Genomic DNA, 20,089 nt, shown 5'->3' with positions numbered 1-20,089 from the left:
GTTCCGGCCATGGGTGCGTGGGGCGACGGGCCGTTCGACAACGACAGCGCGGCCGACCTGATCGGTGAGATCGAGGACGGCACGTTCTCGTTCGACACCCTCGGGTGGGCCTTCGAGGCCGACTACCTCGAGGTCGATGGCGGCCAGTTCGCCCTCGCCCTCGTCGAGCTGGCGCTCGTGGCCCTCGAGGCCCACGACCCGTCGGAGGAGCTCACCGACGTCGACCTCGAGGCGTTCGCCGAGGCCCTCACGCCCGAGCGCATCGCCTGGGTCGTCGCGCAGGCCGACCGCACCCTCGCGGGCCGCTCGACCTCCGAGCTGTACGACGTGCGTGCGGACGCCCTCGACGAGGAGGAGTTCGCCGCCTGGGCGAACAGCACCCGGACGGCGATCAGCGAGCTGCGCGAGCTCGGCTGACGCCCACCCGGCGGGCTCAGGCCAGGCGGGCCGCCAGGAACTCCCACTCCAGGGCCGACTTGTAGGCCGCCTGGGCGTTCGTGGACGCGCCGCCGTGGCCGCCCTCGACGTTCTCCCAGTAGGTGACGTCGGCCCCGACCTCCGCCAGCCGGGCCGCCATCTTGCGCGCGTGGCCGGGGTGCACCCGGTCGTCGCGGGTGGAGGTCGTGAGCAGCACGGCGGGGTACGTCGTGCCCTCCGCCACCCGGTGGTAGGCCGAGATCTGCTCGACGAACGGGCGGTCGGCCGGGTCGTCGGGGTCGCCGTACTCCGCCATCCACGACGCGCCCGCGAGCAGCTTCGTGTAGCGCAGCATGTCGAGCAGCGGCACGGTGCACACGACCGCCCCGAACAGCTCCGGGTAGCGCACCAGCATGTTGCCGACGAGCAGGCCTCCGTTGGAGCCGCCCATGATGCCGAGGTGGTCCGCGTCGGTGAGCCCGCTCGCGGCGAGGTCCTCGGCGACCGCGGCGAAGTCCTCGTAGGCCCTGTGGCGGTTCTCCCGCAGGGCCGCCTGGTGCCAGGCCGGGCCGTACTCGCCCCCGCCCCGGATGTTGGCGACCGCGTAGGCGTGGCCCCGGGAGAGCCAGGCACGACCGGTGCTGCCGGAGTAGGCCGGGGTCAGCGAGATCTCGAACCCGCCGTAGCCGTAGAGCAGGGTCGGCACGGGCCCCTCCGCGTCCCGCGGGGCGACGAGGAAGTAGGGCACGCGGGTGCCGTCGGCCGAGGTGGCGAAGCGCTGGGTGACCTCGTGGGTGGAGGTGTCGAAGTAGCCCGGGCTCTCCTTGACGGGCGTCGGCGCGGCGGGGGCGCCGCTCGGGCCGAGGTCGCAGAGCGCCAGGGTCGGCGGCGTGAGGTAGCCGCTGACGTCGAGCCAGACGAGGTCGCCGTCGGGCCCGTCGTCGACGGCGTCGACGGGCCGCACGCCCACCGAGGCGTACGGCGGGAGCCCGCTCAGCTCGTCGCGGGCCCAGCCGCCCGTTCCTCCGAGGGCCGCGTCGCCCCCGGCGGGCGGCGTCAGCACCTCGACGCGGTGGGCGACGTCGTCGAGCACGACGAGCACCAGCCGGCGCCGGGTGCGGGTCCAGCCCGCGAGCGAGGCGCTGGCGGTGGGCGTGAAGAGCGGCTCGAAGGTGCCCTCGCCCGCGAGGTGGGCATCGAGGTCGGTGACGAGCAGCGTGCCGGCGGCGTACGTCGGGCCGCCCGCCCGCGGGGTCCACTCGTCACGCAGGTGCACCAGCAGGCGGTCGCGCCACACGGCGGGCTCGGCGCTGTCGGGCACGTCGACGTGGGTCAGCCCGGAGTCGTCGTCCGTCCCCGAGGGTCCCGTGAGCAAGAAGGTCTGCGAGCTGTAGAACGCGACCATCCGGTAGACGTAGGAGCGCTCGAAGCCGGGCGTCGTGTCGTGGCCGACCCCGACCGCCATGTCGTCGGCGCCGGCCTCGTAGACCACCTCGGCCTCGGTGAGGGCCTGGCCCCGGTGCCAGCGGCGGGCGAGGCGGGCGTAGCCGGAGCTCGTGACGGAGTCGGGGCCCGTGTCGGTGGCGACGAGCAGGGTGTCCTCGTCGACCCAGGTGACGCCGCCCTTGCCCTCGGGGCGCACGAAGCCGCCCTGCTCGGCCGGCACCCAGCTGCGGGTCTCGAGGTCGAACTCGCGGGTGACGTCGGCGTCCGAGCCGCCCTTCGACAGGGTGACCAGCACGCGGCGGAACGCGAGCGGTCCGGTGCGCAGCACCTGGGCGCCGTGCCACACCCACTGCTCGTCCTCGGTGCGGCTGAGCTCGTCGAGGTCGATGAGCACCTCCCACTCGGGGGTGTCGGTGCGGTAGGAGGCGAGCGTCGTACGACGCCAGAGGCCGCGCTCGTGGGCGGCGTCGCGCCAGACGTTGTAGAACCAGTCGCCGGCCTTCGCGACGAGCGGGATCCGGTCGTCGGAGTCGAGCACCTCGCGCACGGCCGCCTGCGTGGCGGCGAAGCCCGGCGTCGCGGCGATCGCGGCGTCGGCCTCGGCGTTGCGCTCCCGCACCCAGGCGAGCGCGTCGTCACCGGTCACCTCCTCGAGCCACTCGTGCGGGTCGGGGGCGGCGGTCGAGGACGTCACGCTCCCGACCCTACGGGGGCGTAGGTTCGGCGGATGCGCATCGTCTCCCTGCTCCCCTCGACCACCGAGATGCTGTTCGCCCTCGGCGCGGGCGACGAGGTCGTCGGGGTCACCTTCGAGTGCGACCACCCGGCGCAGGCGCGCGAGCGACGGGTCGTGTCGACCTCCGCGATGCCGTCGGGGCTGTCGCCGGTCGAGATCGACACGTACGTCGCGGCCGCCCTCGCCCGCGGCGAGGACCTCTACCGGCTCGACTCCGACGCGCTCGCCGGCCTCGACGCCGACCTCGTCGTCACCCAGGACCTCTGCGCGGTGTGCGCCGTCGACGTGTCGGTCGTGGACGACGCGCTCACGTTCCTGGGCTGCACCGCCGACGTGCTGACCGTGGACCCGCACACCGTCGCCGAGGTGCTCGCGTCGGTCCGGCTGCTGGGGCGGGCGACGGACCGGCTCCCGGCCGCGGACGCGCTCGTGGCCTCGCTCGAGGCGCGCCTCGACGTCGTACGACGCGACGTGGCCGCGCGGGTCGCCGCGGGGTGGGTGCGGCCGCGGGTGCTGGTGCTCGAGTGGACGGACCCGCCGTACGCCCCCGGCCACTGGATCCCGGAGATGGTCGGGCTCGCCGGTGGCGAGTGCGTGCTGGGCGAGGCCGGCGCGACGAGCACGCGGGTGCCCTGGTCGGCGGTGGAGGGGTGCCGCCCGGACGTCGTCGTCGTCGCGCCGTGCGGCTACGACCGCGCGGGCGCCCAGGCCCAGGCCGACGCCCTGGTCGCGGCCGGCCGCCTGCCCGCCGGCGCCCTCGTGCACGCGGTCGACGCCGACGGCCACTGGGCGCGCCCGGGCCCGCGGATCGTCGACGGGGTCGAGGAGCTCGCCGCGGTGCTGGCGGGGTGGACGGGTGGACGCTGATCCCCGGGCCGCGTACGACGCGGTGGCCGCCGACTACGCCCGCCTGCTGATGGACGACTCCGACGAGCTCGCGGCCAAGCCCGCCGACCGGGCGTGGCTGGACGCGTTCGTGGCGCGGGTGGACGGGGCCGGGCTGCCGCCGCGGGTCCTCGACCTGGGGTGCGGACCGGGGCGCGTAACGGCCTACCTCGCGTTGCGCGCGCCGGGCGTCGAGGTCGTCGGCTGCGACCCGTCGACCGGGATGCTCGCCGAGGCCCGCCGCCGCTTCCCCGGCCTGGCGTTCGCCGTGGGCTCGTGGTCGTCGCCCGGTGTCACCGCGGGGTCGCTCGGCGGGCTGCTCGGCTGGTACTCCCTCATCCACACTCCCCCGGCAGAGCGCCCCGCCGCCCTGGTGAGCGCGTACGACGCCCTCGCCCCCGGCGGCTGGCTCCTGCTCGCCTTCCAGACGGGCGCCGACGAGGGCGTCGAGCTGCAGCGGCCGTACGGTCACGACGTCGCGCTGGTCGCCTACCGCCTCGACCTCGACGCGGTCGTGCGCGACCTCGAGGCGGCCGGCTTCGCGGTGGTCGAGCGCGTACGGCGCGACCCCGTCGCCCCCGAGCGCACTCCCCAGGGGTACGTGCTCGCGCAGCGCGGGCGCCGGCCGGGGAGCACGGACGTGCACCTCCCGTGACGTCATGTGGACCGCCGAGGGGACGCTCGACGACACGGTCGCCGTCGACGACCCCCGCGTGGCCCGGGTGGCGGCCGAGCGGGCCACCTTCGAGACGTCGCTGCACGCCGTCATCGAGGACACCGGCCTGGCGCGCGCCGACGAGGCGCCCTTCGACGACTGGGAGGCGCTGCACCCCCTCACCGAGGGCGACGACGGCGCCGTCGGCGCCGGTGGGGAACGCGGCACGGGGCACGGGTCCATGAGCGCGTTCGAGGCCGTGGGCAAGATGCCCTACGACTTCTCCCCGGCCCGCCTGCGGTGCATGGAGCTGGCCGACGAGATGATGGCCGCCCACCGACCGCCCTCCCCCTGACTCCACGCCGGAGCCGGGTGATCTGGTGTCACCACGTGGCACCGGATCACCCGGATCCCACGAGGTGCCACACGGCTGGGACCGCCTCAGGCCGTCGCGGTCTCCTGCCAGGCGTAGTCCATCTGCCGCGCGGTGGCCTCGGCCAGGTCGCGACCGCCGACGACCTCGACGAGGTGGAGCGCGAGGTCGATGCCGGCGGAGATGCCGGCCGACGTGAAGACGGCGCCCGAGCCGGTGGTGGCGTCGGCGCGCACCCAGCGACGGTCCTCGACGACGTCGAGGTCGGGCCACCGGCGGCGGAGGTCGGGCACGTCCTCCCAGTGGGTGGTCACGGTCTGGTCGACGATCACACCGGCCTCCGCGAGCACGAACGCGCCGGTGCACACCGACCCCACCAGCGGTGTCTCCTCCGCGCGCTCGCGCACCCAGTCGACGACGGTGGCATCGGCCTCGACCGCATCGGTGACACCCCCGGGCACGAGCAGCAGATCGAGCGGGGGCGTGTCGGCGAGCGCGACGTCGACCCCGAGCCGCAGCCCGGCGCGCGCCCGCACGGGGCGGGAGGCGTCCGCGGCCACGGTCACCACCTCGAACAGCGGGTCCTCCGGGGTGGCGTCACCGCGTCGTACGGCGACCCGCGTCGCCGTCGTGAACACCTCGTAGGGACCACACGCGTCGAGCACCTCGACGTCGTCGTACAGCAGGATGGCGATCTTCACGCCCACCAGCCTCGCGGACGTCACCACCCCACCGACACCCGCACCGCCGCCAACCCCCGACGACATCCCGCCGGACCGGGCGCACCGGACCGGGTGGCGGCGGGCTCAGCCCACCCAGAACCCGCGGTCGCCCCAGCCCCCGAGGTCCCCGGGCCCGCCGCCCGACCCGCCGTACGGCGACCCGGCCGACCGTCCGCCGAGGTACGACCCGACGACGGCGGCGCCGAGGTCGTCGAGCTCGGGGGCCACCACGCGCCCGTCGGCCCGCTTCGCGAGCTGGTCGAGGAAGCGGGCGAGCCCGGGATCCTCGCCGAGCCGGAAGAAGGTGGTCTGGGCCCCCAGCCGCGTGGTCGCGTCGAGCTCGGTCACCGTGCGCGCCACCGTGAGCGGGTGCGGCGGGTACTCGAACCAGACGTCGCCGCCCGGCTCCAGGTGGGCCGTCGGCTCGCCGTCGGTGACCACGAGCAGCACCGGCTGCATGCCGGGGTGACGCTTGAAGTGCCGCTGGGCCAGGAGCAGCCCGTGGTGCAGGTTCGTGCCCTTCTGCCACATCGCGTCGAGCCCGGTGAGCTGCTCGATGTCCATCGTCTCGGCGTAGCGGCCAAAGCTGATCAGCTCGAGCCGGTCGCCGCGGAAGCGCGTCGAGATGAGCTGGTGCAGGGCGAGCGCGGTGCGCTTCATCGGCACCCACCGGCCGTCCATCGCCATCGAGAACGACGTGTCGACGAGCAGCGCCACCGCGGCCTGCGTGCGCTGCTCCGACTCGATCACCTCGACGTCGCTGATCTGCAGCCGCACGGCCGGTCCGCTCCGGGGGCCGGCGCCAGCCTCCCGCTGCACCGCGTTGAGCACCGTGCGCGGCAGGTCCCACGGCTCGGTGTCGCCGAAGGCCCACTCGCGGGTGCCGCCCGTGGCGTCCGACGAGCCTCCCCCGGCCCGCAGCTCGCGCTGGCCCTGACGGCCCGACAACCGCTGCGACACGTCGCGCAGCAGGGACTTGCCGAGCTGCCGCATCGCCTGGGGCGAGAGCCGCAGCTGCCCGTCCGAGCCGCGCTTGAGGTAGCCCGATCCCCGCAGCGCCTTCTCCAGCTCCGCGAGCGTCCGCGCGTCGACGGCGGCGTCGTCGCCGAGCTGGCGGGCCAGCTTGTCGAGGTCGACGTCGTCCATGCGCGCGCCGTTGTGGGACTGTGCGAGCTGCTCGGCGAGCGCGTCGAGGTCCGCCAAGTCCTGCAGCGCCCCCGTGCCGTCGCCGAGCCCGAGGCCCTCCGACCCGCCGAAGTCCTCCGAGCCGCCCCAGTCCTCCCCCGGCCGCAGCGACTGCAGCTGGCTGTCGAGCCGGCCGAGCTGCTCCATCAGCTCCGGGGAGCCGAACGCCTGGCCCGAGAGGGCCATCAGCTCGGCGCGCTGCTCGGCGCTCATCGAGTTCATCATCCGCTGGGCGGCAGCCGACCGGGCCGCCATCGCGTCGAGCAGCTCGTCGACGTTGCTCGGGTTCTCCGGGAAGAACTCGCCGTGCTTCGCCATGAACTCGTCGAACTGCTCCCCCACGTCCTCCCCGCGGCCGTGGGCCTCGAGCAGGTCGTTGAGGTCCGTCAGCATCTCGCTGATCGCTGCGCGGTCCTCGTCGGTCGCGCCCTCGAGGGCCTGCTTCATCCCGGCGAACCGCTGGTCGAGCAGCTCGCGGCCGAGCAGGTCCTTGATCTCGTCGTACGCCGCCCGCGCCTCGCTCGAGCGCCACTCGTACGACGCGAGCTCGCTCACGGCGGCCGCCGTCGAGGGCGAGAGGTTGTCGAGCTGCATCTCGGCGAGCGCGCGGTCGCCGTCGTCCATCGTCACGTCCCGCGCGAGCTGGCCGCGCTCGGCGAGGACCGCCCGGTCGAGCAGCTCCCGGATCTCCGCGAGCGTGCCGTCGAGGTTGTGCTTCGACAGCAGCTCGCGGCGCTTCTCCGCGACCCGCCGTGCGAGGTCGTCCAGGCCGCGCTGGCCGTCGCTGCCGCGGCGCAGGTACTCCCGCATCGCACGCTCGGGCGAGTAGCCGGCCATGACGTCCTCGCCGATGGCGTCGAGCGCCGCGGCGAGGTCGACGGGCGGGGCGAGCGGGTCGGGCCCGCCGTCGTACCGCTGGTAGCGCGATCCGCGTGCCATCTCTAGTCGATCCCGTACGTCGTGACGCCCGTGTCGCTTTCTTTGCCGACCTTGCGCGCGAGGAACAGCCCCTCGAGCGCCAGCTCGACGGCACTGGCCCGCGTGCCCACCGACGTCGCGCCCAGGCGCGCACCGATCTGGTCGTAGAGGTCCGACTCCCCCGCCTCGCTCGGCGGCAGGGCCGGCAGCCCGTCGAGCAGCGCCGCGGCGGTGACCTGCTCGCCCGTGGTGACGCTGCCGCCCTCCTCGAGGGCCGCGACGAGCGCGGCGAGGTCCAGACCGCGCAGGTGGCGACGCACGGTCTCGGCGGTCGAGGTGCGCAGCAGGTGGTCGAGCACGGCCCGCTCGCGCCCCTCCTCGCCCGACTCGAACTCGACCTTGCCGCCCAACACGTCGACCGCGGTCTCAAGGTCGACGACGCGGGCCACGGCCTCGGGCTCGCCCTGGCGGGTCGCACGGTGCAGGGCGGCCGCCGCGATCGTCTCGGCGCCGGCGATCGCGAAGCGGGCGGAGACGCCGGAGCGCTGGTCGACCGCCGACGACTCGCGCAGCGCGCGGGTGAAGCGGGCGAGGATCTCGACGAGGAAGTCGGGCACCTCGGCGACGAGGTCCGCCTCCTGGCGGATCACGGCGATCTCGTCGTCGAGCTCGGTCGGGTAGTGGGTGCGGATCTCCGCCCCGAAGCGGTCCTTGAGCGGCGTGATGATGCGGCCGCGGTTCGTGTAGTCCTCCGGGTTGGCCGAGGCGACCACGAGCACGTCGAGGTCGAGCCGCACGACGTAGCCGCGGATCTGGACGTCGCGCTCCTCCATCACGTTGAGCATCGCGACCTGGATGCGCTCGGCGAGGTCGGGCAGCTCGTTGATCGCGACGATGCCGCGGTGGCTGCGCGGCACGAGGCCGAAGTGGATGGTCTCCGCGTCGCCGAGCGAGCGACCCTCGGCCACCTTCATCGGGTCGACGTCGCCGATGAGGTCAGCCACCGAGGTGTCGGGGGTGGCGAGCTTCTCGGCGTACCGCTCGTCGCGGTGGCGCCAGGCGACCGGGAGGTCGTCACCGAGCTCGGCCGCGCGCCGGCGGGAGGCGGCGGTGACGGGCTCGAGCGGGTCCTCGCCCAGCTCGGAGCCCTCGATGACGGGCGACCACTCGTCGAGCAGGCCGACGAGGGTGCGCAGGAGGCGGGTCTTGCCCTGGCCGCGCTCGCCGAGCAGCACGATGTCGTGGCCGGCGATGAGGGCGCGCTCGAGCTGCGGGAGCACCGTGTCCTCGAGGCCGTGGAGGCCCGGCCAGGGGTCGTCGCCGGCGGCGAGCCGGGCGAGCAGGTTGGCGCGGATCTCGGCCTTGACGGTCCGGGGCTGGTGGCCGGCGGCCCGCAGGTCGCCGAGGGTGTGGATCGCGGGAGGTGTGCTGCGCGTGGACGTCACGCGTCCACGCTAGACCCGCACCGCAAGGGACTCCCCCGACGAGGCCCCCTTACTCCCCCACGCTCCCGTCGACGGCCTGGCGGATCAGGTCTGCGTGCCCGTTGTGCCGGGCGTACTCCTCGACCAGGTGCACCAGCACCCACCGCAGGTTGAACCGCTCGCCGCGGCCGTCCCCGCGTCGGCTGAGGGTGTCCAGGCCCTCCGGCGTCGCGAGCAGCCGGTCGGTGACGGCGTCGGAGCGTGCGACGACCTCGTCGAAGAGCTCCCGCAGGTACGACGGGGAGTCGTCGACCGCGCTCCGCAGCTCCCAGTCCGGGTGCGTGCGGACGTCGATCTCGCCCCACGGGCCGGCGTACCCCTCGTCGAGGAGCACGTGGGAGAACCAGTGGTCCTCGACCCACGTGACGTGCTTGAGCAGCCCGGCGAGCGTGAGGTCGCTCGGGGGCAGCGTGCGGGCGAGCTGCGCCGCGTCGAGCCCGCCGACCTTCATCCGCAGGGTGTCGCGGTGGTAGTCGAGGAACGCCCGCAGCGTCGCCGTCTCGTCGCCGGCCAGGGGAGGTTCGCTGCGGGGGTCGGCGTCGTACGACGGGGTGGTGTCGGGCGCGGTCACGCCCGGGACGCTAGCCGAGCCCGGTCACAGCCGCGCGGGCATCCGCCCGGCCAGCCGGGCCCGCTCGGGGTCGGGCGCCTCCTGGACCGCGTCGTGGAGGTTCGGGATCCGGAACGCGACGAGGGTGGCGACCACCATCGCGACCGCGATCATCACGAAGCCGATGACGTAGCCGCGCTCGTCCGGCAGGCCCGAGGCCGCGATGTGGCTGGTGACGATGCCCGCCATGACGGCCGTGCCGATCGAGCCGCCGATGGTGCGGATGTTCATGTTCATGCCCCCGGCGACACCGGTCTGCGACGGGCTCACCGACGCGATCACGACGCCCGCGAGGCTCGAGAACACGACGCCGTTGCCGACGCCCTGCAGCGTCATCCACGCGTAGATCTGCCACGGCTCGGAGTGCCAGAACGCGATCGCGAAGAACGAGACGGCCACGATGCCGCAGCCGGCCGCGATCACGTAGCGCGCGCCGAGCTTGTGCACCAGCCAGCCCGCGACGAAGCCCATGAGGAAGCTCGCGCCGGCCGACGGCAGGATGAAGTGGCCCGACTCGGTGACGGTGGCCCCGAAGCCGTAGCCCGCCTCCGGGGGAGCCTGCAGGAACTGGGGCAGGAAGCCGAGCGAGGAGTACATGCCGAACCCCACGCACGCCCCGACGAGGTTCGAGGTCCACACGCCGCGGTGGCGCATCATCGCCATGTCGATCATCGGCACGGGCACGCGGGTCTCCACGAGCATCCAGACGACCGCCAGCACGGCCGCCGTGGTGAGGAGGGCGATCACCTGCGGCGAGGCCCAGCCCCACTCGTTGCCGCGGCTGATGCCGAGCAGGAGCGCGACGAGCCAGGCCGCGAGGAGCAGGGCGGGCACGAGCGGCAGCTTGGTCGCCTCCGCCAGCGGCGACGGCGGGATGAGGCGCCACGCCGCCACGGCCGCGAGACCGGTGGCGATCATCGGGAGCCAGAAGAGCCAGGCGTAGCCCAGCGACCCGACGATCGGGCCCGAGACCACGATGCCCACGCCGAACCCGACGGAGGCCAGCGACGCGACGACGCTCAGCGCCGTGCCCCGGTGCCGCTCGGCGAACTCGTCGCGGATGATGCCGAACGCCAGCGGCAGCACGCCGCCGCCGACGCCTTGGATGACGCGCGCGGCGATCAGCCAGCCGACGCTCGGCGACAGCGCCGCCATCATCGAGCCGACCGACAGGGCGACGAGGGTGAAGACGAGCATCCGCTGCTTGCCGACGACGTCACCGATGCGGCCGACCAGCGGCGTGCAGATCGCGGCCGACAGCAGGTACGCCGTCAGCACCCACGTCACCGTCGCCTGGTCGGTCTCCAGCTCGTCGGCGATGGTCGCCAGCACCGGCACGACCATCGACTGCAGGAGCGTGAACGCGGAGACCGCGACGGTGAGGACGGCGTAGGTGACGGGGAGGGAGCCCTTGCGGGGCGGGGCGGCGGGCAGCACCTCGTGAGCGTGCTCGGTCCTGCTCGTCGTCACCCGTCCACTCACGCCTGCTCCACGTCCTCACGCCCAGATCAGTTGCGCAACACAACCAAAGTGCGGCCCACAGTACGGCGGATCCGGCGCGAGCGCGCTACCCGCGGGGGCGAGACCGTGGTCTCACCGCCCGGGGCGCCCTCCGAGCCCCTAGGCTCCCGGCGTGCCCGCGACGCCGTTCGACCCCACCGGGTGCCCCTGCGGCACCGGCCGCACGTACGACGCCTGCTGCGGTCGCCTGCACCGCGGGGCCGCGCAGGCGGGTACCGCGGAGGAGCTGATGCGGTCGCGCTACGCCGCGTACGCCGTCGGCGGTCGCACGGGAGCCGACCACCTCTTCCGCACCTGGCACCCCCGCACCCGGCCGGACGACGTCGACCCCGACCCCCGGACGACCTGGACGGGGCTGGAGATCGTGCGCACCGACGCCGGAGGACCGGACGACACCGTGGGGGTGGTCGCCTTCCGGGCCCACCACGACGGCCCCGGCGGGCCGGGCGTGATGGCGGAGACGAGCCGGTTCGAGCGCCGCGGCCGGCGCTGGGTCTACGTCGACGGCGACCTGGCCTGACGCGGAGGACGGCTCAGCCCGCGTCCACCCAGACCTCGCCGACCGGCCGGGCCGTCACGGCGCCGGCGGTCAGCGACGCGAGCAGTGCGCTGAACCCGTCGGTGTCGGCCGGCGGCACCCCGACCCGCAGGGTGACGCGGGCGCCGTACGCCACGTCGACCACGACGACCCCGCGCGAGCGCAGGTCGCTCTCGAGGCGGCCGGCGCCGGCGTGGTCGACCTCCAGGTCGAGCTCGGCCACCCGCCGGCGCTGCCGCGTGCCGACCTCGTCGAGCACCGCGCGCACCGCGTCGCCGTACGCCCGCACCAGGCCGCCCGCGCCGAGGAGCACGCCCCCGAACCACCGCGTCACCACCACGGCCACGTCGGAGACCTCCCGCCCCCGGAGCACCTCGAGCATCGGCGCACCGGCCGTCCCGGAGGGCTCGCCGTCGTCGCTGGAGCGCTGCAGGGCGCCCTCGGGACCGAGTCGGTGGGCCGTGCAGTGGTGGCCGGCGTCCCAGTGCGCGCGGCGCAGGCGCTCGGTCAGCGCCCGCGCGCCCGCCTCGTCGTCGACCCGCGCGACGGTGGCGAGGAAGCGGGAGCGCCGCACCTCGATCTCGACCGCGCCGTCGGCCGCGGGCACGAGGTAGAAGTCCGTCGCCCCGGCACTCATCGGGTGGTCACTTGGCGGGGCGCACGGGCGGTACGACGCCGGGGCCGTAGAGACCGGGGTCGGGCTGCAGCTCGGTGTCCGGCGCCAGCTCGGGCGCGTCGAGCTTCTCGAAGCTCACCGTGACCTCCTGGAAGCCCTTGTGCCGCTGGGCGCGGGCGTAGCCGATGTAGGCGCGCTTGTCAGCCTCGGTGAGGTCGACCGCGTCCGTGAACGGGGTGAGGAGAGCACGGGGGTAGAGCTTGCGCATCATCACGACGTTCACCTCGATGCCGAGCACGACCATCATCGAGGCGAGGTAGATGAGGCCCATGAGGCCGAGGACGAGCCCGAACGTCTGGTTCATCGACGACGTCGACCCGAGCACCCGCACGACGTAGAGCGCACCGATGTACTGCAGCGAGTGCCACAGCAGGGCGACGACGATCGCGCCGGGCGCCGCCGACCAGAACCGGTGTCGGCGTCCCGCCGCCATCCGGAAGAGGTAGGTGAGCACGATCGCGGTGACCAGCACGGTGCCCGAGCTGATGAAGAGCCGGCCCAGCCCGTCGAAGCGGCCGAAGAGCTCGGTGTTGTTGCCGATCACCGACACGGCGCTGACCGCCAGGACGGCCACCCCCGCGACGAGCAGCAGGAACAGGCTCTTGAGCCGCAGGAGGAAGGGGTTCGGGCGGCTGTTGCGCGGCACCGACCACGCCGTGTGCAGCGCGTTCTGGACGGCCAGGCCGAGGCCCATCGCGCCGTACAGGGCGGCGAGCGACCCGACCACGATCGCGCCGGTGGAGCCCTCGAGGCCCTCGGGCCGGCCCAGCTGGTCGCCGATGATCGGGAAGTTGCTGAGCGCGGAGTTGAGCACCTGGTCCTGCAGGCCCGGGCTGCCCTGGAGGAAGAAGCCGAGGATCGAGGTCGCGAGGAGCAGCAGCGGGAAGATGCCGAGGAAGGCGTAGAACGAGATGATCGCCGCGAGGTAGTTGCCCTGGTCGTCGCCGTACTTGTAGATGACGGCGAGCGGGATCGACACCGGCGGAAAACGCCGCTGGAAGCGGTCGATGCCCCCGGCGATGCCCACCTGCGAACGGTACCCGGTGGCAGGGCCGGATCCGCCCCTTCTCAGCCCCAGAGCCCGAGCAGCTCGCCGCCGATGCGTACGACGAAACCGCTGACGACCACCACGAAGAACACCCGGACGAACCCGGACCCCCTGCTGACCGCCGTGCGGGCGCCGAGGTAGCTGCCGACGATGTTCGCGACCCCGACGACGAGACCGACGCCCCACAGCACCGCCCCCTGCGGCACGAAGATCACCAGCGCGGCGACGTTCGTGGCCCAGTTCGCGAGCCGCGCGTTGGCCGACGCGGTGAGGAAGTCGTAGCCGACGAGGCCCACCAGCGCGAGCACGAAGAACGAGCCGGTGCCCGGGCCGAGCGCGCCGTCGTAGAGCCCGACGAGCAGCCCGGTGCCGACCGCCGCGACCGTCGTGCCGCGACCCTCCCAGCGCATCGCCGTCACCGACCCCAGGTCGGGACGGAACAGCACGTAGCCGCCGACGCCGACCAGCACGACGAGGATGATCGGCTCGAACGCCGAGCGCGGGATGAGGGACGCCACCAGGGCGCCGCCCAGGGAGCCGACGAAGGCGCACGCCATGAGGGGCACGAACGTGCGCGGGTCGGGTCTCACCCGGCGGTAGTAGGTCGCCGCGCTCACCGTCACCCCGAGCGCGGAGGCCAGCTTGTTGGTCGCGAGCACCTCCACCGGCGAGGCCACCGGCAGGGCCAGCAGGAGGCTCGGCAGCTGCACGAGCCCGCCCCCGCCGACAACCGCGTCGACGTATCCGGCCACGAGCCCGGCGACGACGAGGAGGGTGAGGAGCTCGGGTGAGAGCCCGTTCAACGCACGCGGCTCGGCACCGCGTCGGGCACGTCGGCCCCGCGGTGACGGACGAGGTCGCCGCCGAAGCCGTGGTCGATGGCCCACAGCACGGCCTGGCTGCGGCGCGTCACCCCGGCCTTGCGGTAGGCGCTGCGGATGTAGGTCTTCACGGAGTTGATGCTCACGTGGAGCATCTCGGCGATCTCGGCGTTGCTGTGGCCGGCCGCGATGAGGGCCACGACCTCGGCCTCGCGCTCGGTCAGCCCGACCAGCTGGCCGGGCCAGGTGCGACCGGTCCCCCGGCCGCGACGGCTCTGGGTGCCCACCGGGAGGACCCCGTAGGCGGACCCCCGCCGCACGGCCTCGAGCACGTCGACCAGCTCGGCGGCGCTGACGGTCTTCGAGATGCAGGCGGCGGCGCCCCACGCGACGGCGCGCTGCCGGATCTCGGGCCGGGTGTCCCAGGTGTAGACCACCACCGGCGTGCCGGGGCGGGCGATCTCCTCCATGCGGATGCGGGTGTTGACCGGCCGGGCGAAGGAGTCGAAGAGCACCAGGTCGGCGCCACGTCCACCCGTCGTGCCCGCCGCGACCTCGACCACCTGCACCCGCTCGGCGTACGGCGCGAGCATGCCGTTCAGCCCGGCGACGACGATCTCGTAGTCGTTCACGATCGAGAGGCGCAGCGGCACCCTGGTGGTCATGGGGCCGCACTCTACGGTGCGTGCGGCCCCGGACGTGTCACGAGACGAAGCCCTCCTCCTGCAGCCAGTCGAACGCGACGTCCGCGGGCTCCTCGCCGTCGACGTCGACCCGGGCGTTGAGGTCGAGCATGACCTCGTCAGTGAGGCGCTCCGTGACGGGTGCCATCAGCTCCTCGATCTCCGGATGGTCCTCCGCGACCTCCTCGCGCAGCACCAGCGAGACGTTGTACTTCGGGAAGTACTCCTGGTCGTCGGTGAGCACGGTGAGGTCGAGCGCGAGGATGCGCCCGTCGGTCGTGAAGACCTCGCCGAAGTTGCACTCGCCCTTCGCGGTCGCGTCGTAGATCGCGCCGGTCTGGTAGGTGCGGAGGTTCGACTCGGGCGTGCCCTGGGGGTCGTCGAGCGGGATGCCGTAGGTCTCGAGCATCCCGGGCAGGCCGTCCTGGCGGTTCGTGAACTCCGACTCCACGCAGAACGTGCGCTCCTCGACCGGGAGCTCGGCGATCTGGGAGAGGCTCTCGATGCCGAGCCGCTCCGTCACCTCCGGGTTCATCGCGAAGGCGTAGGTGTTGTTCATCGGCGCCGGCGGCAGCCACACCAGGTCGTTCTGCGCGAGGTCCTCGTCGGCGACCGCCTGGTACTGCTCCTCCTCGTCGAGGATCGGCTCGGCCTCGCCGAGGTAGACGAGCCAGCCCGTGCCCGTGTACTCCCACATCGCGTCGATCTGGCCCTCCACGTGGGCCTGCCGGGCCGCTGCGCTCCCGGGGATGTTGGTGAGGTCGACGACGTCGGCGCCGGCCGCGCGGAACAGGATGATCGCCATCTTGCCGAGGATGACGTTCTCGTTGAAGTTCTTCGACCCCACCGAGATCGACGCGCCGTCGAGGGAGACGCCCTCGACGTCGCCGGCGAGCGCTCCCTCGGGCACGTAGCCGCCGGCGGTGCCGAGGCCGCAGCCCGACAGCAGGGCGCCCACCGTGAGGAGGGCGGCCGCGGCGACGCCGGGGCGCCGCAGGCGGGAGGTGGTCCGATCGGTCCGAGCCATGTCAGACCCCCTTCGGCCGGTAGACGGTCTCGAGCACGCGGCCGATCCACTCGATCAGCAGCGCGAGGAGGGCGATGAGCAGCGCTCCGGTGATCATCAGCGAGAAGCGGAACAGCGAGATGCCGGTCTGCAGCACCTCGCCCAGGCCGCCGGCGTTGATGAAGCAGGCGAGCGAGGCGGTGCCGGCGATGAGCACCAGGGAGGTGCGCACCCCGGCCATGATGACCGGCACGGCGAGGGGCAGCTCGACCTTGCGCAACGTCTGCCACGACGTCATGCCGACCCCGCGGGCGGCCTCGACGAGCGTCGGGTCGACCGCCTGGATGCCGGTGATGGTGTTGCGCAGCACCGGCAGCACGCCGTACAGGCTGAGGCCGATGATCGCCGTCCAGAAACCGCTGCCGAGCCAGAGGAAGAGCAGCACGATCAGGCCGACCGACGGTGCGGCCTGCCCGGCGTTGGCGATGCCCACCACCACCGGCGACGCCCGCTTCAGTGCCCCGCGGGTGAGACCGATGCCGAGCGGGATCGAGACCGCCACGACGACGATCGCCGCGACGACCGTGAGCTGCACGTGCTCGACGAACAGCCGCTGCAGCGTGCCCCACCGCAGCTGCTGGGCCTCGACGGCGTCGAGCTCGGCGGTCTGGCGCCAGACGACGAAACCGCCGAACGCCGCGGCCACCAGCAGCGGAGGCACCACCAGCATCAGCACGGTCTCGCGGGTGATCGTGCGTCCCGCGAGGAGCCCGCGGCGGGCCGGGACCTCGGCGCCCTCCGGTCCCGAGGTCTCCGGGTCGACGACCGTGGCGCTCACGACGCGTCCTCGGCGCGGGCCTCCTCGGCCCGCGCCTCCTGGGCGACGGCCTGCTGCGCGGCGGCCTCCTGGCCCCGGATGTGGTTCGTGACCGAGACGAAGTCGACGACACCCACGTACTGGTCGCGGTCACCGGTGACGATCGCCGCGGCGTGCGACGAGCTCAGCATGGTGTCGAGGGCGTCGTTGAGGGTCGCGCGCCGGTCGAGCGTCACCAGCTCGTCGCGGCGGGGAACGTCGATCCGGTCCTGGCGGCGCAGGTTGCGCAACCACGGCCAGGAGACGGGACGGTTGCGCTCGTCGAGCACGACCACGCAGTCGTGGCCGGCCGCCTCGGCCCGCCGTACGGCGTCGGAGGAGTCGTCCCCCAGGCGCGCGGTCGTCCACGAGCCCATCTCGAGCTCGCTCACGCGCGAGAGGCTGAGCTGCTTGAGGGTGGAGCCCGCGCCCACGAAGTCGGCCACGAAGTCGTTGGCCGGGGCGGCGAGCACGTTCTCGGGGGTGTCGTACTGCTCGATGCGAGCACCCTCCGAGAAGATCAGGATGCGGTCGCCGAGCTTGATGGCCTCGTCGATGTCGTGGGTGACGCAGACGATGGTCTTGCCCAGCTCGCGCTGGATCCCGAGCATCTCGTCCTGCAGGCGCTGCCGCGTGATCGGGTCGACGGCGCCGAACGGCTCGTCCATCAGCACCACCGGCGGGTCGGCAGCGAGACCGCGGGCCACTCCGACACGCTGCTGCTGGCCTCCCGAGAGCTCGCGCGGGTAGCGGTCGCGGTAGCGGCCCGGCTCGAGGCCGACGAGGTCGAGCAGCTCCTCCGTCCGGTCGGCGATCTTCTGCTTCGACCACTTGAGCAGCTTGGGCACGACCGCGATGTTGTCCGCGACCGTCATGTGCGGGAAGAGGCTGCCGCCCTGGATGACGTAGCCGATGGTGCGGCGCAGCTCGTCGGCGTCGCGGCTGCGCACGTCCTCACCACCGATGGTGATGGTGCCGGAGGTCGGCTCGATGAGCCGGTTGATCATCTTGAGCGACGTGGTCTTGCCGCAGCCGGACGGGCCGATGAACATCACCAGCTCACCGGCGGGCACGGTGAGCGAGAGGCTCTCGACCGCGGCGCTCTTCTGGCCCGGGTAGCGCTTCACGACGTCGCGCAGGTCGATCTCGACCCCGCTGACCTGACGGTCCTTCTCGGTGCTCCGGGTGTTCTCGGTGTTCTGCGTGTTCTCGGTGTTCTCCGTGCTCTCGGTCATGCGACCCGCACTCCCTTCGAGATGGTGAGCCGCCCGAGGACGAGCAGCAGGAGGTCGGCGACGAGCGCCACGATGACGATGCCGACGGTGCCGACGAGGGCGTAGTTGAGGGCGTTGGCGCCACCGGCCTGCACGAGGCCGCGCCAGATGTAGGACCCCAGACCGGGGCCGAGCACGTACGCCGCGATCGCCGCGATGCCCATCGACATCTGCATCGAGGTGCGCACCCCGGCGAGGATGACGGGCCACGCCAGCGGCAGCTGCACCTTCACCAGCACCCCGACCGGGCTCATCCCCATGCCGCGGGCCGACTCGAGCAGCGTGTCGTCGACGCCGGCGAGCCCGACGACGGCGTTGCGCAGCACGGGCAGCACCGCGTAGAAGACCACGCAGAGGAACGCCGTGGTGGTGCCCAGGCCCGCGACCGGGAGCAGCAGCCCGACGAGCGCGAACGACGGCAGGGTCAGCCCGATGGCCGAGACGGCGTTGGCGACGGGCTCCAAGGCCCGGTAGCGGTTGATCACCACCGCGAGCCCGACGGCCACGATCGTCGCCACCAGCACGCACTGGAACACCAGGTTCGCGTGCTGGAACATGTCGTAGGCGATCTGTTGTCGCCGCTCCGCGATGAAGTCCCCCACCTCAACGGATCCCTTCGCTCGTCCTGCACGGGTGTCCCACCCCAGCACGAGGGAGGGTCCGTGTCGAGGACCGCCCGTCATGACAACGGCTCCCGGGTAGTACCCGGGAGCCGTTCGGTCATGCGTGGCACCTCCCCGACCGGTGGCCGGTCGGGGCAGGTCAGGTCAGCTGCGCGAGAGGTGGCGCAGCAGGTCCTGGCGGGTCAGCACGCCCACCGGCTTGCCGTCCTCCTGCACGAGCAGCGCGTCGGCGCCCTCGAGCACGTGCACGGCCTCGGCGGCCGCCGTGGAGGCCCCGATCGTCGGCAGCGGGGCCGACATGTGGTCCTCGACCTGGTCGGTCAGGCGGGCGCGGCCCGTGAACAGCGCGTCGAGCAGGTCGCGCTCGGAGACGGACCCCGCCACCTCCGCCGCGACGACGGGAGGCTCGGCCCGCACGACGGGCATCTGGCTCACGCCGTACTCCTGGAGGATGTGCACGGCCTCGGCGATCGTCTCGCTGGGGTGGGTGTGCACGAGGTCGGGCAGGCGCCCGTCCTTGCCGCGCAGCACCTCGCCGACGGTCTGCTCCGAGCTCGGGGCGAGGAAGCCGTACTGCCCCAGCCACTCGTCGTTGAAGACCTTCGTCAGGTAGCCGCGACCGGAGTCGGGCAGGAGCACGACGATGACCGCGGCGTCGCCCTCGGGGGTGCCGGCCAGCTCGTGGGCGAGCTGCACCGCGGCGTACGCCGCCATGCCCGACGAGCCGCCGACCAGCAGCGCCTCCTCGCGGGCCAGGCGCCGGGTGAACGCGAACGAGTCGGCGTCGGAGACCTCGATGATGCGGTCCGCGACGGTGCGGTCGTAGGTGTCGGGCCAGAAGTCCTCGCCCACGCCCTCGACGAGGTACGGCCGGCCGGACCCGCCCGAGTAGACCGAGCCGGCGGGGTCGGCGCCGATGATCTGGACGTCCGGGTTCTGCTCCTTGAGGTAGCGCCCGATGCCGGAGATGGTGCCGCCCGTGCCGACGCCGGTCACGAAGTGCGTGACGCGGCCGTCGGTCTGCGCCCAGATCTCGGGACCGGTCGTCTCGTAGTGCGACCGCGGGTTGTGGGGGTTCGCGTACTGGTTCGGCTTCCAGGCGCCCGGCGTCTCGCGGACGAGGCGGTCGGAGACGTTGTAGTAGGAGTCGGGGTGCTCCGGCGCCACGGCGGTCGGGCAGACCACGACCTCCGCGCCGTACGCCTTGAGCACGTTGCGCTTGTCCTCGCTGACCTTGTCGGGGCACACGAAGATGCAGTGGTAGCCCTTCGCCTGGGCCACCATCGCGAGGCCGACCCCGGTGTTGCCGGAGGTCGGCTCGACGATCACGCCGCCCGGCTTCAGCTCGCCGGAGGCCTCCGCGGCCTCGATCATGCGCGTCGCGATGCGGTCCTTCACGGAGCCGCCGGGGTTGAGGTACTCGACCTTCGCCAGCACCAGGGGGCCCCTGCCCTCCCCCGAAGAGTCCTCCGTCGGGGAGCTGTCCGGGCGGTCGAGCACCCGGTCGAGCTGGAGGAGCGGCGTGTTGCCGATGAGGTCGAGGAGCGAGGTCACGAACTGCATGGGACGAATCTAGCCCGGACCGGCGCCGCGACCGGCTTCCTGCCCCGTT

General features: G+C 73.3%; 20 protein-coding genes. 5 read left to right on the top strand and 15 right to left on the bottom strand.

What is annotated here, in order from left to right:
• The first annotated feature begins 9 nt into the window (after positions 1-9).
• Positions 10-417: a DUF4259 domain-containing protein gene (locus K329_RS0109305; RefSeq protein WP_028472812.1), complete on the top strand. Its 408-nt coding sequence runs from the start codon at positions 10-12 to the stop codon at positions 415-417.
• Between the two features lie 16 nt (positions 418-433).
• Here the strand turns inward: K329_RS0109305 and K329_RS0109300 are convergent, their stop codons facing one another.
• The gene (locus tag K329_RS0109300) at positions 434-2,557 is read right to left on the bottom strand and encodes a prolyl oligopeptidase family serine peptidase (RefSeq protein WP_028472811.1); all 2,124 of its coding nucleotides are present in this window, start codon (positions 2,555-2,557) and stop codon (positions 434-436) included.
• Between the two features lie 33 nt (positions 2,558-2,590).
• Between K329_RS0109300 and K329_RS0109295 the strand changes: the two genes are divergently transcribed.
• Genes K329_RS0109295 through K329_RS25840 form a run of 3 tightly spaced genes read left to right on the top strand, consistent with a single transcriptional unit; the run spans position 2,591 to position 4,494 of the window.
• Positions 2,591-3,466 (top strand): cobalamin-binding protein, encoded by an 876-nt coding sequence (locus K329_RS0109295; protein ID WP_028472810.1) that lies wholly within the window; start codon positions 2,591-2,593, stop codon positions 3,464-3,466.
• Positions 3,456-4,139 carry a class I SAM-dependent methyltransferase gene (locus K329_RS0109290; RefSeq protein ID WP_028472809.1) on the top strand — a complete coding sequence of 228 codons (684 nt, stop codon included), beginning with the start codon at positions 3,456-3,458 and terminating at the stop codon, positions 4,137-4,139. Before K329_RS0109295 ends, K329_RS0109290 begins: the two co-directional genes overlap by 11 nt.
• 4 nt (positions 4,140-4,143) lie before the next feature.
• On the top strand, positions 4,144-4,494 hold the full coding sequence (locus K329_RS25840) for a hypothetical protein (protein WP_052336591.1): 351 nt from the start codon (positions 4,144-4,146) through the stop codon (positions 4,492-4,494).
• 86 nt (positions 4,495-4,580) lie between these two features.
• On the opposite strand, the gene K329_RS0109280 is transcribed toward K329_RS25840, so the two are convergent.
• The 5 genes from K329_RS0109280 to K329_RS25835 all read right to left on the bottom strand — a co-directional run bounded on the left by K329_RS0109280 (position 4,581) and on the right by K329_RS25835 (position 10,913).
• Positions 4,581-5,213, bottom strand: coding sequence for a DJ-1/PfpI family protein (locus K329_RS0109280; RefSeq protein WP_211225786.1), 633 nt, complete (start codon positions 5,211-5,213; stop codon positions 4,581-4,583).
• A gap of 105 nt (positions 5,214-5,318) precedes the next feature.
• Positions 5,319-7,358 (bottom strand): vWA domain-containing protein, encoded by a 2,040-nt coding sequence (locus K329_RS0109275; protein ID WP_028472807.1) that lies wholly within the window; start codon positions 7,356-7,358, stop codon positions 5,319-5,321.
• A gap of 2 nt (positions 7,359-7,360) precedes the next feature.
• Entirely contained in the window at positions 7,361-8,782 is a 1,422-nt protein-coding gene (locus K329_RS0109270) for a sigma 54-interacting transcriptional regulator (protein ID WP_028472806.1), read from the bottom strand.
• Between the two features lie 49 nt (positions 8,783-8,831).
• The gene (locus K329_RS0109265; RefSeq protein ID WP_052336590.1) at positions 8,832-9,392 is read right to left on the bottom strand and encodes a DinB family protein; all 561 of its coding nucleotides are present in this window, start codon (positions 9,390-9,392) and stop codon (positions 8,832-8,834) included.
• A gap of 24 nt (positions 9,393-9,416) precedes the next feature.
• A complete protein-coding gene (locus K329_RS25835) occupies positions 9,417-10,913 on the bottom strand; it encodes an MFS transporter (protein WP_211225785.1) in 1,497 nt (498 codons plus the stop codon).
• Between the two features lie 151 nt (positions 10,914-11,064).
• On the opposite strand from K329_RS25835, the gene K329_RS0109255 reads away from it, so the two are divergent.
• Positions 11,065-11,472 carry a YchJ family protein gene (locus K329_RS0109255; protein ID WP_028472804.1) on the top strand — a complete coding sequence of 136 codons (408 nt, stop codon included), beginning with the start codon at positions 11,065-11,067 and terminating at the stop codon, positions 11,470-11,472.
• Between the two features lie 13 nt (positions 11,473-11,485).
• Here K329_RS0109255 and K329_RS0109250 read toward each other — a convergent pair whose 3' ends face one another.
• The 9 genes from K329_RS0109250 to K329_RS0109210 all read right to left on the bottom strand — a co-directional run bounded on the left by K329_RS0109250 (position 11,486) and on the right by K329_RS0109210 (position 20,040).
• A complete protein-coding gene (locus tag K329_RS0109250; RefSeq protein ID WP_052336589.1) occupies positions 11,486-12,127 on the bottom strand; it encodes a YigZ family protein in 642 nt (213 codons plus the stop codon).
• Between the two features lie 7 nt (positions 12,128-12,134).
• On the bottom strand, positions 12,135-13,193 hold the full coding sequence (locus tag K329_RS25830; RefSeq protein ID WP_245596497.1) for a YihY/virulence factor BrkB family protein: 1,059 nt from the start codon (positions 13,191-13,193) through the stop codon (positions 12,135-12,137).
• A 41-nt stretch (positions 13,194-13,234) separates the two neighbouring features.
• A complete protein-coding gene (locus K329_RS0109240; RefSeq protein ID WP_028472802.1) occupies positions 13,235-14,017 on the bottom strand; it encodes a TSUP family transporter in 783 nt (260 codons plus the stop codon).
• Positions 14,014-14,700, bottom strand: a complete 687-nt coding sequence (locus K329_RS25825; protein WP_043642583.1) for a response regulator transcription factor — start codon at positions 14,698-14,700, stop codon at positions 14,014-14,016. The genes K329_RS0109240 and K329_RS25825 overlap by 4 nt, the downstream gene beginning before the upstream one ends.
• Positions 14,701-14,737: 37 nt before the next feature.
• Positions 14,738-15,745 carry a glycine betaine ABC transporter substrate-binding protein gene (locus tag K329_RS0109230; protein ID WP_043642582.1) on the bottom strand — a complete coding sequence of 336 codons (1,008 nt, stop codon included), beginning with the start codon at positions 15,743-15,745 and terminating at the stop codon, positions 14,738-14,740.
• Between the two features lies 1 nt (position 15,746).
• Positions 15,747-16,562 carry an ABC transporter permease gene (locus K329_RS0109225; RefSeq protein ID WP_245596496.1) on the bottom strand — a complete coding sequence of 272 codons (816 nt, stop codon included), beginning with the start codon at positions 16,560-16,562 and terminating at the stop codon, positions 15,747-15,749.
• Complete coding sequence (locus K329_RS25820; protein ID WP_084541133.1) at positions 16,559-17,815, bottom strand: ABC transporter ATP-binding protein; 1,257 nt, start codon at positions 17,813-17,815, stop codon at positions 16,559-16,561. Before K329_RS25820 ends, K329_RS0109225 begins: the two co-directional genes overlap by 4 nt.
• On the bottom strand, positions 17,812-18,456 hold the full coding sequence (locus K329_RS0109215; RefSeq protein WP_028472799.1) for an ABC transporter permease: 645 nt from the start codon (positions 18,454-18,456) through the stop codon (positions 17,812-17,814). Before K329_RS0109215 ends, K329_RS25820 begins: the two co-directional genes overlap by 4 nt.
• 165 nt (positions 18,457-18,621) lie before the next feature.
• The gene (locus tag K329_RS0109210; protein ID WP_028472798.1) at positions 18,622-20,040 is read right to left on the bottom strand and encodes a cystathionine beta-synthase; all 1,419 of its coding nucleotides are present in this window, start codon (positions 20,038-20,040) and stop codon (positions 18,622-18,624) included.
• Between the last annotated feature and the right edge of the window lie 49 nt (positions 20,041-20,089).

It is taken from the genome of Nocardioides alkalitolerans DSM 16699 (assembly GCF_000426525.1).
GTDB classification, from domain to species: domain Bacteria; phylum Actinomycetota; class Actinomycetes; order Propionibacteriales; family Nocardioidaceae; genus Nocardioides; species Nocardioides alkalitolerans.
Note: the sequence above shows the minus strand (reverse complement) of the source record. Positions and strands in the feature narration are given on the sequence as shown.